Raw genomic sequence first — 15,878 nt, forward strand, 5'->3', positions numbered from 1 at the left:
TTAACTTTAAACTTAATATAAAAAGAGTCCTCAAAATAAACTTAATGTATATTTTAAGAACTCTCTTAATTTGTTCCTTTTAATTCTTATTTATCTTGTAGCTTCAAATGTAAATCAACGATTTCCTCAGCTAACTGTTGAAAATTCATAGAATTCATTAAGTGGTCTTGTGCATGTACAAGTATGACACTCATTTCTGTCTTGTTTCCACTAGCTTCATTTTGTATTAATTCTGTTTGATATCTATGTGCTTTATTTATAACTTCCTTAGACTCTTTTAACAATTCTTTTGCTTTTTCTATATTTCCATTTTTAGCTTCTTGTATTGCCTCAAAAGCTAATCCTTTACCTTCACCTGCATAACCTATTATACCAAAAGAAATCTCTATAATTTTTTCGTCCATCCTTTGATTCTCCCAATTTATATATTAAAAATAAATTATATTTTCTATTACTTCGCATTGTTAAGTTCTATTGCTCTATTTAGAACAGCTTTTCCATCAACTGTCCCATAGTGCATCATATTTATAACCTCTACTGGTATATTATATGGCTTAGCTATTTCCTGAGCCTTAGGTAATATGTATCTAACTTGTGGACCTAATAATAAAACATCACATTTTTCTATTTCATTTTGTATAGTTGATTCTGGTATTGCCCAAATTTGTGACTCTATACCGTTTTCTTTAGCTGCACTTTCCATTTTATTAACTAATAAACTTGTAGACATTCCCGCTGAACAAGCCAACATTATTTTTATCATATATTCCCCTCCTATTTTTTGTTAATAACATTTTAAACATTATAATGTTATAATATTTATTTAATTCTACCTTAAATGCTATATACTTTCAACACTTTTTTATTATTTTAATGTTATTAGTTGCAAAACAGATAAAAACCGTATCATTTGCTTGTGATACAGTTCTTCATAACTTAATCCACTGAGCGTGTTTTTATTACTTAACTATAAGTGATTAATCATTGAATTTTATTTGCTTAAACCTTAATATAAAATACTCAATACCCCAGTATATCTAATTATAACTATTAATAAAACTATTTTATTACAAATTTATTTTTTGTCTTCTATAAATAGATGGTGATACTCCTGTTTTCATTTTAAATTTTTCAATAAAATAACTAGTACTTCCAAATCCACACTGATAAGCTATATCTGAAATTGAATCATTAGTTGTAATTAATAAATTTGAACTAGCTACTAAACGGTAATTAGTAATATATTCAAAAATAGTGCAATTCATATATTTTTTAAATTCACGACAACAAGTACTTTTAGATAAATTAACTTCTTTTGCTAAATTATTAAGTTCAATTTTCTCCATATAATGATTACATATATAGCTAATTATATTTTTTATATGCAAACTATTGTTTCTAGCTTTATCATTAGGAAATGATACAAAATAAGATTTTATTAAAATATTCCATACCTCTATTAATAAGATAAATATCTGTAATTCAAACCCCATTTCCTTTTTGTTATACTCTTCATAAACTTTGAAAAGCTTGTTTAGTATAACCAATTTCCATTCAATATCATTTTTCAAAATACAATAATTAATTCTAGAATTATCTATATAAGGTTGTATATATTTTATATTTACAATACTTCCTGCAAAGCTAGATATAAAGTCTGAATTAAAAACTACACTTATATAAGAACAATCACTTCCCTTATAATTTTTTGCTTGATGTAATTGCCTTGCATTTATAAATATCCCTTCTCCTTCAGATAAAATTATTGAATCTCCATCAACATTAAAATTAATATTACCCTTTATTACAATACAAAATTGCAACTCTTCATGCCAGTGCCAATCAATATATCCCAAAATATTTTCACTTATTTTAGTTTGATAGACTGTAATTGGAAATTCAAATGAACCTTGTTGTGTTACTTCTTTTTTATTTTTATTAGTAACAATATTATCCTGCATAAATCCATCCTCCTTTTACTAATTTCGATTTTTTTTAATTATATATAACTTGATAATATAACGATATTTATTGCCTATATTATTATATATTTTTTGTGAATTAGTCAATATAATTATAATTAAGAAATAAATAATAAATAATTTTAGGAGATAAAAACTATGAGAAATATAAAAGATATTAAATATATACAAAATGAAAATGCAAGAAATTTACACAAATCTAAAGTAAGTATAGACTTTATTAACAAAGAACAAATAGAAAAAATTAGAAATTTCCATAGAAGCTTTTCAGAGTATAAAGTAACTCCTCTTCACAGTTTAAGTGAATTAGCTAATGAATTAGGTATTAGTAATATCTGGATAAAAGATGAGTCATATAGATTTGGACTTAATGCATTTAAAAGTCTTGGTGGTTCATACGCGGTTGGAAAATATATAGCAAAAAAATTAAATATGGATATTTCTGATCTTTCTTTTGAAATGCTAAATAGTAAAAATATAAAAGAAAAGCTTGGAGACTTAACTTTTGTAACAGCCACTGATGGAAATCATGGAAGAGGGATTGCTTGGTTTGCAAATCAAATTGGACAAAAATCAGTAGTATTTATGCCAAAAGGGTCTTCTGAGATAAGATTAAATAATATTAGAAAAGAAGGTGCAAAAGCATCTATAACAGATTTAAATTATGATGATGCAGTAAGATTAGCTACTAAATATGCTGATGAAAATAATGGTGTTATAATACAAGATACCGCTTGGGATGGTTATGAAGAAATTCCAACTTGGATTATGCAAGGATATGTTACTCTTATTGATGAAGCTATAAATCAAATAAATTCTTTAGATAATGGAATTCCTACCCATGTATTCCTTCAGGCAGGAGTTGGCTCTTTTGCTGGAACTGTACAAGGATATTTAGAATATGTATTTGGCAATAATAGACCAATAACTACGATAGTTGAACCAAATGAAGCAGCATGTATATTTAAATCGGTAGAAATAAATGACCAAAAACCACATGCTGTTACAGGTTTTATGGAAACTATAATGGCAGGGCTTAATTGTGGTGAACCTAACACTATAGGTTGGAATATTTTAAGAGATTATTCTGATATGTATATTTCTTGCCCTGATTATGTAACTGCAAGAGCAATGAGAATACTTGCTAACCCATTAAAGGGAGACCCTACGGTTGTATCTGGAGAATCTGGTGCGGTAGGTTTAGGAATTTTAAGTTTGATTTTAGAGGAAGATGGATTAAAAGAAATAGCTGAGAAGCTAAATATAAACAAAGACTCAAAAATACTTGTTATAAGTACAGAGGGTGATACTGATCCTGAAAATTATAAAAGAATAGTGTGGGATGGCGCTTATATGTCAATTTAATAAAATAAGGTAGATTAGGTGTTTATCACCTTGTCTACCTTTATTTTATTTATTATGTTATATCCCTTACTTATGATACGGTTCTCCATTATTTATCCTATATGCTCTATAAATCTGCTCCAACAATATCAATCTCATCATCTGATGAGGAAAAGTCATCCTAGAAAAAGACAACTTATAATCAGCTTTTCCTAGGACTTCATCAGAAAGCCCTAGAGAACCTCCAATTATAAAACAGACATTACTATTCCCTCTAACCGCTAAATCACTCATCGTCTTAGCAAGCTCTTCAGAAGACAAATTCTTTCCATCAATAGCTAAAGCTATAACATAACTATTGTGCTTTATCTTCCCTAAAATTTTCTTACCTTCTTTATCTTTTATAATTTCCATTTCCTTAGCACTCAAATTCTCTGGAGCTTTCTCATCGTCCAACTCTATAATTTCCAACTTACAGTACTTAGAAAGTCTTTTTTTAAACTCATCAATACCTAATTTTAAATATTTCTCTTTAATTCTACCTACCACAACTATACTTATATTCATATGTTTCTCCTAAACTTAATTTTGCTATAAATTTATATCCTAATAGAATCTATAAACTCTTATAAAATTATCTCTCTCTTTCTTGATTTGCATACTCTATAAACTCATCAAAAGGTACAGCTTTGCTGTAATAATATCCTTGATATATTTCACATCCTAATCCATATAACTTATCTCTTTGATTTAAATTTTCAACATACTCTACAATTATATCAAAATCCAAATGCTTTGAAAGATTTACAATAGACATTATGATTTCACTGCTTCTTTTATTTGTAAGTATCTCTTTAACTAACGAACCATCCAATTTAACTATATCAAAATTATTATTTTGAAGATATATAAGAGAGCTGTGCCCCATGCCAAAATCATCCATAATTAACTTTACTCCCAAGTTATGTATCGCATTTATACGTTCAATAATTATTTGTGAACCTGACAATGCAACTTGCTCTGTGATTTCTATACCTAGCATATTGGGATTTATATCATTACTATTAATTATATTTTTTATTTGCTCTGGCAACTTAGGGTCATCAAGTTGGTCTGGAGATATATTTACAGAGAATTTAACAGGATTTCTCAGTAGCTTTTCACTCTTCTTTAAATCAACACATGCTTTATTAATAATATACTCTCCAAGCTCATCTAAAAAGCCTTCTTCTTTAGCCAAGATTATAACTAGTGGTGGATAAATGAATCCCCCTATTGAATGTTTCCATCTAAGTAATCCCTCTGCACCCACGACACTTCCATTATAATTAACTTGAGGTTGATAAAAAAGTTCTATCTCTCCTCTTTTCATAGCAAATTTTAAATCTGAAGCCAACATTTTTGAAATTGACCCTATTTTACCACTGTAATTTAAAAGATTTGGCTGTTCACCTGTTAATTCATACCTTTTTATTAAATTTGTTAAGTTTTCTATATTATTCTTAAACATGTATGTATATCTATTTTGCGACATTTTTATAAATGGTATATAAATCATAACCCCAATACATAGATTAAACAATTGTAACATACTACCTCTTATAGAGCCTGTAGCCATATAGCCACTTAAAAATATAGGTGATGTCCATTCTACAGGAGAAACTGTACATGGAACAAACCCTATAGACATAGCTATATAACTTGTAATAGTTAAGATTATAGGTGTAATTACAAAAGGTACAAACATAATATGGTTAAAAACAATTGGGATTCCGAAAACTAACATCTCATTTATATTAAAAAGAGCTGGTATGGAAGCAATTTTGGCTAGCTTTCTTACATTTATACGTTTTTCACTAAGAAAAATCGCAATTACTAGACATAGCAAAGAACCGCATCCACCCAACAAGACCATTGTATCAAAAAAAGTCTTAGTAAAAATTTCTGTTGGCAATTGATTATTATTAACTAAATTGATATTAATCGCCATACTATTTTCAAATAAACTTTTTGCAACTGTATCTAGAACATTACTCCCATGAATTCCAAAAAACCACATGAAATGCATCAAGAAAATAAATAGTAAAGCACTCATGAGATTTCTTCCCATTTTACTAAACACATTTGAAAATAAATCGTAAAATATATCTTGAAAGTTTGAACTTCCAATTAGATTTATCATTATTACTCTAAAAATAGAAAATAAAAATACTACAATTATGAACGGAACTATAGCCGAAACTACCATATTAAAATCTGCATCTGCTCCCTCTGTATGAAACTTTACACTTGTGACAAAAGATTCTGTAAGTTTTACAAACAATACAGATGATGTCATAGCTACAATAATAGCTGTAAATAACCACTTGGTCTTAAATACTTCTATATAATTAAGTTCATTGCCACTTGAAAACACTAAAAAAGAGCACATTGCAACTATAGGAACAAGTACTGTATACTTGCTCCCATATATTTTCCCATAACTATAACTTATTGTTAATAATATTATTAATGAAATAATTCCTAAAGTAGAATCATTTATAAAGTTAAGTATATTTGTAATTTCTCCATTAAACAAACTTGATAAATACTTTTGATAAGCATCAATTGGAAGATTCAAAATGACAAGAGCAGTTGAACCAGCCATAATAGCAGGTATCGCTAAAATCATTCCTTGCTTTATAGAATACAAAATTTTATTATCTTCGACATTTTCGAAATTTCTTTTTAGCAAAGTTATTCACCTCTACTTCATTTCATAAACATTAGAAACATCATTTCGTGATAGTACATCTAGTTTTACATCCTGTCCAACTACTATATCATTTGATGCTAATACTCCTTTTGAAGTCTCATATGCCAATTCTGGAAAATTATTTTCTTTGCTTAAGTGTGCCAATAATATAGATTCTGTCCCTTCATTAATAAGCTCAACACAGAAATTAGCTGCATCTTCATTAGATAAATGACCAGTATTTGACATTACTCTTTTCTTTAAAGCATATGTATATGACCCCATCATAAGCATATTAGGGTCATAATTTGATTCTAACACTACTAACTTAGATTTATATAGGTGTTTTTTTATATTTTGAGTTATACATCCTATATCAGTAGCTATAGATATCTTTTCATCACTTTCTGTATAGAAATTGTATCCAACTGGGTCAGACGCATCATGTTCTATTGAAAAAGGTCTAACTATAATATCTCCTAATGAATAAGTTTTATCATTTTCAAAAACTTTCATATTTTTATCTTTGACATCTCCTAACTTATCCTTCATAGAACACCATGTCTTTATATTAGCAAATATTGGTATATCAAACTTTCTTGATAATATACCTGCCCCTTTTATGTGGTCAACATGCTCATGTGTTATAAATATTCCTTTTAATTTATCTGCATCTACATCAATGTCTTTAAGACCTGTAGTTATTCTCTTTCCACTTAATCCTGCATCTACTAGTATATTGGTATTTTTATATCCTATATAATGGCAATTTCCACTACTGCCACTTCCGACTGAACAATACTTTAGCATTCCTTCACCTCTTTTTCTGCCTTATAAATTATATTATACCAAAAAAACAGGAGTTGTCTCGAAATTGATTTTTTCTAATCAAATTTTAAGCTCAACTCCTGTTTTTAATAAAGAAATATTCCTTCTATACGGCTTACACTTAGGTAAATATTAGAAATTTTTCTAACTTGCTGTCTTCAGACTTGCTTTACTTTAGCACACAAGATAATACAATCTATTTTTATTCAATCACCTATATAATCTCTACCTTGTATTAATGAATTGGCAACATCATTTTGGTTAAGAGTTCGCTCGTTGGGCGATTTGGCGTATTTAGGTATTGATAATAAATTTCTCCAAGCATTTCATATGGACTACTCTGTACCCATGCAAACAATTCTTCTAATGTAGAGTCTTGTAAAAGATAATCACCTTGGTCAATTGCAGTAACTATCTTTTGTGCAGGTATTTCTATCCCCTGAATATCATCTACGCCTTCCATCTTAGTTGCAGTAGGAAAACCTATTTCAATACTTAAGTTTTCTAAGTCCATATTGTGAAAGCAGACAATAGGTGCTCCTGCTACGAAAGTATTTTTACTTTTTATATAGTCCATGATTTTGGCATATCCTTGAGCAGAGAACTCTTGAAATTCAAGCATGAAGTTAATTGTTTTCCTTATTACTAAAGCATAATATGCACTCTGTTCAACCACAGTAATATCTGTTATTCTTGACATTTCATTTCCTCCAATAAGTTTATTTTATTTATAGTTAATATGATATCATCTAGCATATATTGTGGCTTGTTCTACAATGCTCTTTTTAAACCCCAAAGTAATAATATTATTAAATGGCACAAACATATTTAAATACTATACATAATATTTTCAATATACAAACCATAAAGCAAATTACTTTAAAAATACATTATAAATTGCTAGGAGTATCAACTCTATATTCCATAAGGACATTATATATAAATAGAGAGATAAATAGATTATTGTATAGTCATCTTTAATACGTTATAATTTTCTTGACATTCCAGTGCAGAGGATAGTTTACAATTAAAATCGAAGGAGGCAATTATGTATAGAATAAGTCAGTTTTCTAAAATATCTGGTTTGACTGTAAAAGCTCTACGCTATTATGATAAAGAAGGTATTTTAGAACCGTCATTTAGAAATGAAGAAAATCAGTATAGATACTATGATGATGATAATTTGAAAAAAGCAATGCTTATTAAGTATTTACGCTCTTTAGATTTTTCTATAATAGAAATCAAAGAAGTTGTTGAAACTGTCAAAAATGAAGATGATTTAGTATATATCTTACAAGAAAAAATTAAATTTATTGAAATGAATATTTCAAGAGAAAAGAAACTCATACAGAAAATTAGCATGGGTACATCTTCATTAGAAATTACGCATGAGAATAACAAATACAAAATTGAAAACATTGAAATTCAAAAAATGCTTGTTGCTTCTATCAGATTCACTGGAAAGTATAGCGACCTTGATAAGTATGTCCCATTGCTTTATAAAGCAGTAAAAAATAATAAAGATGGAAAACATTTTAACTGCTATTTTGATGAGGAGTATGTTAAAAATGCAGACATAGAATTATGTGTACCTCTAAAAAAGCACATTACAGATACAAGTATTGAGTGTAAAGTATTACCTAAAATTAAAGCAATATGTACAAAACACTATGGTAGCTATGATACTTTATATCTTGCATATAAGGCTATGTTTAAATATGCTAATGCTAATAACTTGAAAATTTTGACTCCAAGTAGAGAAGTATATATCAAAGGGCCTGGTGCTATTTTCAGGGGAAATCCTGCTAATTATATAACTGAAATTATTTTGCCTCTTGAAATAATAGAAAAGGAGTAATTATGAAAAAATTAATTGAAAGTTTTGTTCCACAAGGCGGGAAACACTGTATTACTAATTCGCTGAAACAAATTTTTACTTATTATGGTTATCCAATGTCAGAAGAAATGTTATTCGGATTAGCATCAGGTATATCATTTCTATATTTAAATCAATCTGCCTCACCTATGATAAATGGAAGAACAAAAATATTTGAGTTTGAAAATAAACTTGTCAAACGATTAAACATAGAAATTAAATGTAAGTCTGGGAATAATTATCCTAAGATTTTTGACAGTACAAAACATTTGGTTGATACAAATAATCCAGTCCTAATTTATGTAGATATGCCTTATATGAAATATCTAGGAATGAACCAAAATAACCATTTTGGAGGTCATGCAGTCGTTTTATTTGGATATGATGAAACATCAAGAAAATTTTGGATAAGTGATAGAGATAATCATGATTATCCGATAAAAATTCCCTCTGGGCAAATATCTCAAGATTATCATATGGTCGATTACGATGAAATTGAAAAGGCACGCAGTAGTGTATATAGACCATTTCCTGCAAACAATAAATATTTAATATTTGATTTTACTGGTTTCAGAGTGATTGATAAGGTAATTTTACAGGAAGCTATAAAAGAAATTTGTGATACAATGCTAGATCCACCAGCACAACTTATGGGTATTAATGGAATCATGAAATTTTCAAAAGAAATACTAAAGTGGAAGCAATTTAGCTCAAACAAACTACGCTTGGCTGGGATAACAAATTATTTTCAAATCAGTAAAGATGGTGGAACTGGCGGTGGGATTTTCCGCAAGATGTATGGCGAGTTTTTAATTGAATCTGCTCCAATAATAAAAGATGAGAGACTATTTGTGATAGGTCAAAAGTTTATTGATGTTTCTGAACATTGGAACGAAATAGCTAATGATATGTGGGAATTATCTCAGACAGCTAATGTTGAACTTTTGAAGAAGATGTCTAATTCAATCTCACAAATTTATGATGATGAAAAAAATTTGTATTTATCATTAAAAACTACTGTAGATTAGAGGTTCTTAAGAACCTCCATTTCTATTTTTTCTGTTTTTTACACAAAAAAAGAAATGCTCCAAATTCTTATTTTGAAACATTCCCTGTACAGAATTTACTTGTATTCACTTATAATCTTATTTATATCTACCCCTTTACTACTCCATAGCTCTACAAAAGCTCTTCCATTAGCATTTTTATGTTTATATTTATTAAAGTATTCATTTAAAGTCTCAAAGAATACTTTATCGCCAACTTCTTTTCTTATTTCATTAAAAGCTATTGCCCCTTTTGTGTAAACATTCAAGCTGTATTCAGTAGAATTTTTATACTCATTTGTTGGCTTAAATATATTCTCACTCAAATAACTCTTTGTCTGTATTTCCATAGTCTTTAGAAGTTTATTTGCCATTTCTTTACCATATTTCTGTTCAAAATACACTATTGTAGAATATTCAGTAAGTGCTTCATCCAACCAAGGTTCACTTATTTCATCATTTCCAACAGCAGAATACCACCATTGATGTGCTGTCTCATGAGCAATAACATATTCAAGTAGAAATTCATTTTTTTCATTATATAAACTTTGGTCTATCATAACAAGCATAGGATATTCCATCCCACCTATAAAAAAATCACTTGCTACAACAGAGTATTCTTTGTATGGATATTTGCCAAATAATTCACTAAATATATCTATTGAGTCTTTTGCAACTTCAGTTGCTTTTTTAGAAAGTTTTTTATTTAAATTGTATGTACTAATAGCTACTCCTTTTGAATCCACTTTATTTACATCAAATTTACTACTTAATATAAATGCAAAGTCTCTAACATTTTCAGCTTCTATTTCATATAACATCTTTTTATTGTCATGTTTGTCATTTATAAGTTTTCCTGTATGAGCAATTTTATATTTATTTGGAATCAATAGTTTCACATGAAAATCGCTAGTTTCACTATAAAACGGGTCCCCAATTGTTTCATAACTCTTTAAATTCCATCCTCTTTCATCATTAACACAAGCTATAGGAAACCAATTAGTAACATTTATAGTATTTTCTCCATATCCAAATCTTCCAACTGAATTTGGCATTTTTACATTATATTTTATGTCTAATGGTATTTTTTCATTTGGTTTCAATTCTTTTCCTAATTCTATTTCTAATATATCATTTTTATCCCCTTTAATTTTATACTCCATTTTACTATTCTTATTTAATACATTCTTTATATCTATGTATCCTTCATTAAATCCATTAGGATAAGCTCTTGTCATTTCCTCTTTTTCAAAAGGAGCAAAATCTTTTTTGGAAAAAGCATTTGGATATATATGAAAATATACTTTATCCATATTTGATTTTGTATTATTTATGTACTCAACATTCTGATTACACATTAGCCTCTTAGTTTCATCATCAAATATAACATCCATATTATATTGATTTATCTTAGAATTGTTTTTTTCTTTGTACGTTTCTAGACTGTCATCCTTTTCTATAAAGCAACCTATTATTAATACCACAAATAGAATTGCTACTGATAATGTTCTTCTTACTTTTTGGTTGAATTTTATAACCAAAATATCTCCTCCCTTTCAAAATGAATATTGCTAGAAAATATTTACATGCTAATCTTGTGACCTTTTATTTGTTTACAGACAAATATAATATAAAAAATGATATAATTTAATCTGAGGTGATAAAATGTTTTTCAAAGAAAGCAATGAAATAGATTTAGGTGAAATCACTATTCCCAATATCTTTATAGATATATTTATGCCAATGGCGGACGGGTTATACGTAAAAGTTTATCTTTTGGGTTATAGACAAGCATGTGATATTACTTCTAATCCTAAGTTCGACAATAATTCAATAGCCAAAAACCTAAATATACCTTTGTCTGATGTGTTATCTGCTTGGAAATTTTGGGAGGAAAAGAAGATTATAAAAATACATGACAATGGAGAATTTGATAGTTTTAATTATTCAATAGAATTTTTAGATTTAAAAAATTTCTATATTGAGAATATATTAGGTAATAATTCATCTATAAAATCTAATACAGATCAAGTTGTATCTACTTCTGAAAATCCAAGTATTAGAAAAATGTTCAATTCCATAAATAAAATAGTTGGCAGATATCTCGACCCAAGTGAAAAAATAAGTATTATGGATATAATGAATAAATACAATATGAGCCCTGATATGATACTTTGTGCTTATGAATACGTCAAAGATAAAACAGGTACATCAAAACCAGTTAAATACATTGAGGGTATTATCAGGAATTGGTATGATTCAAATTTATATACACCAAAAGATGTTGAAGACAGCTTTTTAGTTAGAAGTGAGAGATATATTTTATATAAAACCATTTTCAATGAGTTAGGATTTTCAAGACAACCATCAAAGTCAGAAAAAGAACTTATGGACAGTTGGTTTGATAAATTTGATATGGATATGGACTTGATAATAAATGCCTGTTCTAAGTCTAAAAATATTTCAAACCCAAGTATATCTTATATAAATGGTATAGTTAAAAATTGGAATGAAAAAAATATAAAAAATTTAAATGATTTAAAGCAAAAAGAGGAAGAACGTATAGTTAAGGAGAATATTAATAAGAAGCAGATTAATACTACTCAAAACAACAATACTTACAAGAAAACTAAGTTTCATAATTTCAACGAAACATTCACTCAGTATACCTCTGATGAACTCGATGAGATTATTAAAAAAAGTCAAAAAGAAAAGTTTAAGTAGGTGATTAAATGAATGAAGATAAAATAAGAAAAATACTTGCTAAATACGATAAGAAAAGAGATAATAACGAACTCTTATTAGAAAATAGAAAAAATGAGGTATATAATAGAATTCCGGAAATAAAATCTATAGATGATGAGATTTCTAAAATAGGCCTTAGCTTAGCTAGAACAGTACTTTTAAATCCTAAGTCTAAAGATGAAATTGTGAATAAATCTAAAGATACTATAGAATCTTTAAAGGTAAAGAAAGAAGAACTTTTAGTTGAAAATAACATACCTCTTGATTATCTAGAAATAAAGTTTCAATGTGCTTCTTGTAAAGACAAAGGTTTTTTACCTAATGGTGAAAAATGCTCTTGTCTTAAACAAGAAATTGTAAATGAAGCTTATAAAATGTCTAATTTAGATAGGATTTTAAGTCAGGAAAATTTTTCGAATTTTAACTTGAATATATTTTCTCCTAAGAAAGGTTCTAATGGAGAAATATCTCCTAGAGAAAATATGCTAAATAATTTAAGTATCTGCGAAAATTTTGTTCATGATTTCAAGAAAGATAATGATGAAAATTTACTGTTTTATGGTTCTACTGGACTGGGAAAAACATATATGTGCAATTGTATTGCAAAGGAATTATTGGACAAAGGAAATGTTGTAATCTATCAAACTTCTTTTAGAATATTAGATATTCTTGAAGACTATAAATTTAGAAGAGACACAAATAATCAGATAAGTGAAGATAATTATAAAAACTTGTTTGATTGTGATTTATTAATAATAGATGACCTTGGTACTGAACTTAATAACTCTTTTACTAGTGGAGAAATCTTCAACATTGTAAACACAAGACTAGTTACTGGTAAAAAAATTATTATCTCAACCAACTTAACACCATCCCAAATAGGAAACACTTATACTCAAAGAACTCTTTCTAGAATTTTAGACAAATTTAGGATTTTAGAATTTACTGGTGATGATTTGAGATGGGAAAGATTTAAATAAAATAGCCCTTAAAAAACATTTTTTTATTTTTAAATAGAGAGGTAAGAACAAACTTGCTTCTCTGTTTAAAACTTATACTAAAGAAACTAATCTCTCTGCTATAAGTACACTTCTAAAGTATTTTTAATACATCTAATTCTTTATATTACTTGTAATTTATCAATATTGTAAACTTATCAGATTATATAATACTATTCTAAAAAGATTCTAAATTTTAATCTTAAAATTATATCATTACAAATAACTTAATACTTTATTGTAATTAAATTTAATTTTTCAATCAAAAAAAGATACTTAAAAGTATCCTGTAACATAGAAAATTATATTAATTTGAATTTATGTACTTTGTGGAGCTGGTGATAGGAATCGAACCTACAACCTGCTGATTACAAGTCAGCTGCTCTACCGTTGAGCCACACCAGCATATAATCTAGTATTCATCTCTAATTCAAAAATGGTGGGACTAACAGGGCTCGAACCTGTGACCCCCTGCTTGTAAGGCAGGTGCTCTCCCAGCTGAGCTATAGTCCCATACTGGTGACTCGTAGGGGAATTGAACCCCTGTTACCGCCGTGAAAGGGCGGTGTCTTAACCTCTTGACCAACGAGCCATAATTTGGTGATCTATCCGCGACTCGAACGCGGGACACCCTGATTAAAAGTCAGGTGCTCTACCGACTGAGCTAATAGACCACATTTTTTCGACTTTTTTCGTCGTTTCTTTCACTCACAAGTTATATTATAACTGCTGTACAATTTTTAGTCAATAGTTTTTTTATTTTTTTTAGCATATAATTAAAATCCTCTTGAACTACCTATTTTCAACAAGTATTTTAAATAAAATATGTAATTAGAATACAGAAATTCAACTTTAATTACACATAGAATATACATAAATAATTTTAACTGAATAAAAATTTAATACAAATCTAACACAAAAGAGTATCTCTAATAACTATAATCATTACCTTGAGATACTCTTTCCTTATTATTCATAACTTAAATTGTTTAATAAAATATTAAGCAAATATATTTTTTCTTATTATTGTTTGAGCTCTATTAGGCCCAACAGAAACCATGTCTACACTCACTCCGACCAACTCTTCTATTTTAGCTATATATTTCTTTGCATTTTCTGGAAGATTATCAAAATTATCTACTTGAGTTATATCTTCATTCCATCCGTCTAATTCTTCATATATAGGTTCACATTTTGCTAAATCATCTAATGATGCTGGGAAATCTGTTATTATTTTATCGCCCATTTTGTAAGATGTACAAACTTTTATCTTATCAAATCCAGTTAAAACATCTAGTAACATAAATGAGATACTAGTTAAACCATTAACCCTAGCTGCATACTTAACTATAACTGCATCAAACCATCCACATCTTCTTGGTCTACCAGTAGTTACTCCAAATTCATGACCTTGTTCTCTTATTTTATCACCAGTTTCATTTATTTGTTCTGTAACAAATGGTCCCTCTCCAACTCTTGTAGTATATGCTTTTACTATACCAACAACATCTTTTATCATATTTGGCCCTATACCTGCACCAATTGCAAATCCACCAGATGTTGGATGAGACGATGTAACAAATGGATATGTTCCTAAATCTAAATCTAATAAAGTTCCTTGTGCTCCTTCAAATAATACTTTTTTACCTGCTCTTACCGCATCATATACAATAACTGACGTATCTGCAACATATTTTCTTATCTGTTCTGCATATCCTATATATTCATTATATATAGTTTCAAAATCAAATAATTCTTCTTTTCCATATATATTTTTAACTATTTCATTTTTAGCATCTATCTGAGCTTTTAACTTTATAGCAAATTTATCTTTATCCATTAAATCACATATTCTTATTCCAGATCTCTCTGTTTTATCCATATAACAAGGTCCAATACCTTTTTTTGTTGTACCTATCTTTAAATCGCCTCTGGCTTCTTCTGACAATGCATCTAGCTCTTTATGATATGGGAATATGACATGGGCTCTATCACTTATTTTTATATTTTCTGTACTTATATTATCCGCTTTAAACATTTCCAATTCTTCTAAAAATCCTTTAGGGTCAAATACTATACCATTTCCTATTATATTTACTGTTTTTGGATTTAATACTCCTGATGGAATTAAATGTAATGCATACTTCTTACCTTCCACAACTAATGTATGCCCTGCATTATTTCCACCTTGTCCTCTCACTACTACATCTGCTTGAGTAGCAAGATAATCTATAACTTTACCTTTACCTTCATCTCCCCATTGAGAACCAACAATTGCAACTGTTTTCATGTAATTCACCTCTATATTTTATATACTCTCGAACG

14 protein-coding genes and 4 tRNA genes are annotated in these 15,878 nt (G+C 28.4%); 5 read left to right on the forward strand and 13 right to left on the reverse strand.

What is annotated here, in order from left to right; translation table 11 throughout:
* Positions 1 to 86: 86 nt before the first annotated feature.
* The 3 genes from ACTG44_RS20060 to ACTG44_RS20070 all read right to left on the reverse strand — a co-directional run bounded on the left by ACTG44_RS20060 (position 87) and on the right by ACTG44_RS20070 (position 1,961).
* Entirely contained in the window at positions 87 to 404 is a 318-nt protein-coding gene (locus tag ACTG44_RS20060) for a PTS sugar transporter subunit IIA (RefSeq protein WP_479917826.1), read from the reverse strand.
* Positions 405 to 451: 47 nt separating this feature from the next.
* Positions 452 to 763, reverse strand: coding sequence for a PTS sugar transporter subunit IIB (locus ACTG44_RS20065; RefSeq protein WP_021386610.1), 312 nt, complete (start codon positions 761 to 763; stop codon positions 452 to 454).
* A 304-nt stretch (positions 764 to 1,067) separates the two neighbouring features.
* Complete coding sequence (locus ACTG44_RS20070; protein ID WP_479921094.1) at positions 1,068 to 1,961, reverse strand: AraC family transcriptional regulator; 894 nt, start codon at positions 1,959 to 1,961, stop codon at positions 1,068 to 1,070.
* 159 nt (positions 1,962 to 2,120) lie between these two features.
* On the opposite strand from ACTG44_RS20070, the gene dpaL reads away from it, so the two are divergent.
* Positions 2,121 to 3,347: a diaminopropionate ammonia-lyase gene (gene dpaL / locus ACTG44_RS20075; protein WP_479921095.1), complete on the forward strand. Its 1,227-nt coding sequence runs from the start codon at positions 2,121 to 2,123 to the stop codon at positions 3,345 to 3,347.
* 66 nt (positions 3,348 to 3,413) lie between these two features.
* Here the strand turns inward: dpaL and rlmH are convergent, their stop codons facing one another.
* From rlmH to ACTG44_RS20095, 4 genes are all read right to left on the reverse strand, one after another.
* The gene (gene rlmH / locus ACTG44_RS20080; protein WP_479921096.1) at positions 3,414 to 3,893 is read right to left on the reverse strand and encodes a 23S rRNA (pseudouridine(1915)-N(3))-methyltransferase RlmH; all 480 of its coding nucleotides are present in this window, start codon (positions 3,891 to 3,893) and stop codon (positions 3,414 to 3,416) included.
* Positions 3,894 to 3,960: 67 nt separating this feature from the next.
* Positions 3,961 to 6,060 carry an EAL domain-containing protein gene (locus ACTG44_RS20085; RefSeq protein WP_479921097.1) on the reverse strand — a complete coding sequence of 700 codons (2,100 nt, stop codon included), beginning with the start codon at positions 6,058 to 6,060 and terminating at the stop codon, positions 3,961 to 3,963.
* Between the two features lie 12 nt (positions 6,061 to 6,072).
* Positions 6,073 to 6,870: an MBL fold metallo-hydrolase gene (locus ACTG44_RS20090; RefSeq protein WP_021386601.1), complete on the reverse strand. Its 798-nt coding sequence runs from the start codon at positions 6,868 to 6,870 to the stop codon at positions 6,073 to 6,075.
* 253 nt (positions 6,871 to 7,123) lie between these two features.
* Entirely contained in the window at positions 7,124 to 7,588 is a 465-nt protein-coding gene (locus tag ACTG44_RS20095; RefSeq protein WP_479921098.1) for a GyrI-like domain-containing protein, read from the reverse strand.
* A 348-nt stretch (positions 7,589 to 7,936) separates the two neighbouring features.
* On the opposite strand from ACTG44_RS20095, the gene ACTG44_RS20100 reads away from it, so the two are divergent.
* Both ACTG44_RS20100 and ACTG44_RS20105 read left to right on the forward strand, forming a co-directional pair.
* Entirely contained in the window at positions 7,937 to 8,746 is an 810-nt protein-coding gene (locus ACTG44_RS20100; protein ID WP_479921099.1) for a MerR family transcriptional regulator, read from the forward strand.
* Between the two features lie 2 nt (positions 8,747 to 8,748).
* Positions 8,749 to 9,792: a BtrH N-terminal domain-containing protein gene (locus ACTG44_RS20105; protein ID WP_479921100.1), complete on the forward strand. Its 1,044-nt coding sequence runs from the start codon at positions 8,749 to 8,751 to the stop codon at positions 9,790 to 9,792.
* Between the two features lie 95 nt (positions 9,793 to 9,887).
* On the opposite strand, the gene ACTG44_RS20110 is transcribed toward ACTG44_RS20105, so the two are convergent.
* Positions 9,888 to 11,351 (reverse strand): M1 family metallopeptidase, encoded by a 1,464-nt coding sequence (locus tag ACTG44_RS20110; RefSeq protein ID WP_479921101.1) that lies wholly within the window; start codon positions 11,349 to 11,351, stop codon positions 9,888 to 9,890.
* Between the two features lie 124 nt (positions 11,352 to 11,475).
* On the opposite strand from ACTG44_RS20110, the gene ACTG44_RS20115 reads away from it, so the two are divergent.
* Both ACTG44_RS20115 and ACTG44_RS20120 read left to right on the forward strand, forming a co-directional pair.
* Positions 11,476 to 12,534 (forward strand): DnaD domain protein, encoded by a 1,059-nt coding sequence (locus ACTG44_RS20115; RefSeq protein WP_021386620.1) that lies wholly within the window; start codon positions 11,476 to 11,478, stop codon positions 12,532 to 12,534.
* Positions 12,535 to 12,542: 8 nt separating this feature from the next.
* Complete coding sequence (locus ACTG44_RS20120) at positions 12,543 to 13,535, forward strand: ATP-binding protein (RefSeq protein WP_479917838.1); 993 nt, start codon at positions 12,543 to 12,545, stop codon at positions 13,533 to 13,535.
* A 348-nt stretch (positions 13,536 to 13,883) separates the two neighbouring features.
* On the opposite strand, the gene ACTG44_RS20125 is transcribed toward ACTG44_RS20120, so the two are convergent.
* From ACTG44_RS20125 to ACTG44_RS20145, 5 genes are all read right to left on the reverse strand, one after another.
* A tRNA-Thr gene (locus ACTG44_RS20125) sits at positions 13,884 to 13,958 on the reverse strand.
* A 32-nt stretch (positions 13,959 to 13,990) separates the two neighbouring features.
* Positions 13,991 to 14,066 (reverse strand) — tRNA-Val (locus tag ACTG44_RS20130).
* Positions 14,067 to 14,070: 4 nt separating this feature from the next.
* Positions 14,071 to 14,145: transfer RNA gene (locus ACTG44_RS20135), tRNA-Glu, on the reverse strand.
* Positions 14,146 to 14,151: 6 nt separating this feature from the next.
* Positions 14,152 to 14,227 (reverse strand) — tRNA-Lys (locus ACTG44_RS20140).
* 326 nt (positions 14,228 to 14,553) lie between these two features.
* The gene (locus ACTG44_RS20145) at positions 14,554 to 15,843 is read right to left on the reverse strand and encodes an adenylosuccinate synthase (RefSeq protein ID WP_021386596.1); all 1,290 of its coding nucleotides are present in this window, start codon (positions 15,841 to 15,843) and stop codon (positions 14,554 to 14,556) included.
* Positions 15,844 to 15,878: the final 35 nt, after the last annotated feature.

This window comes from Clostridioides sp. LIBA-2809 (assembly GCF_056688965.1).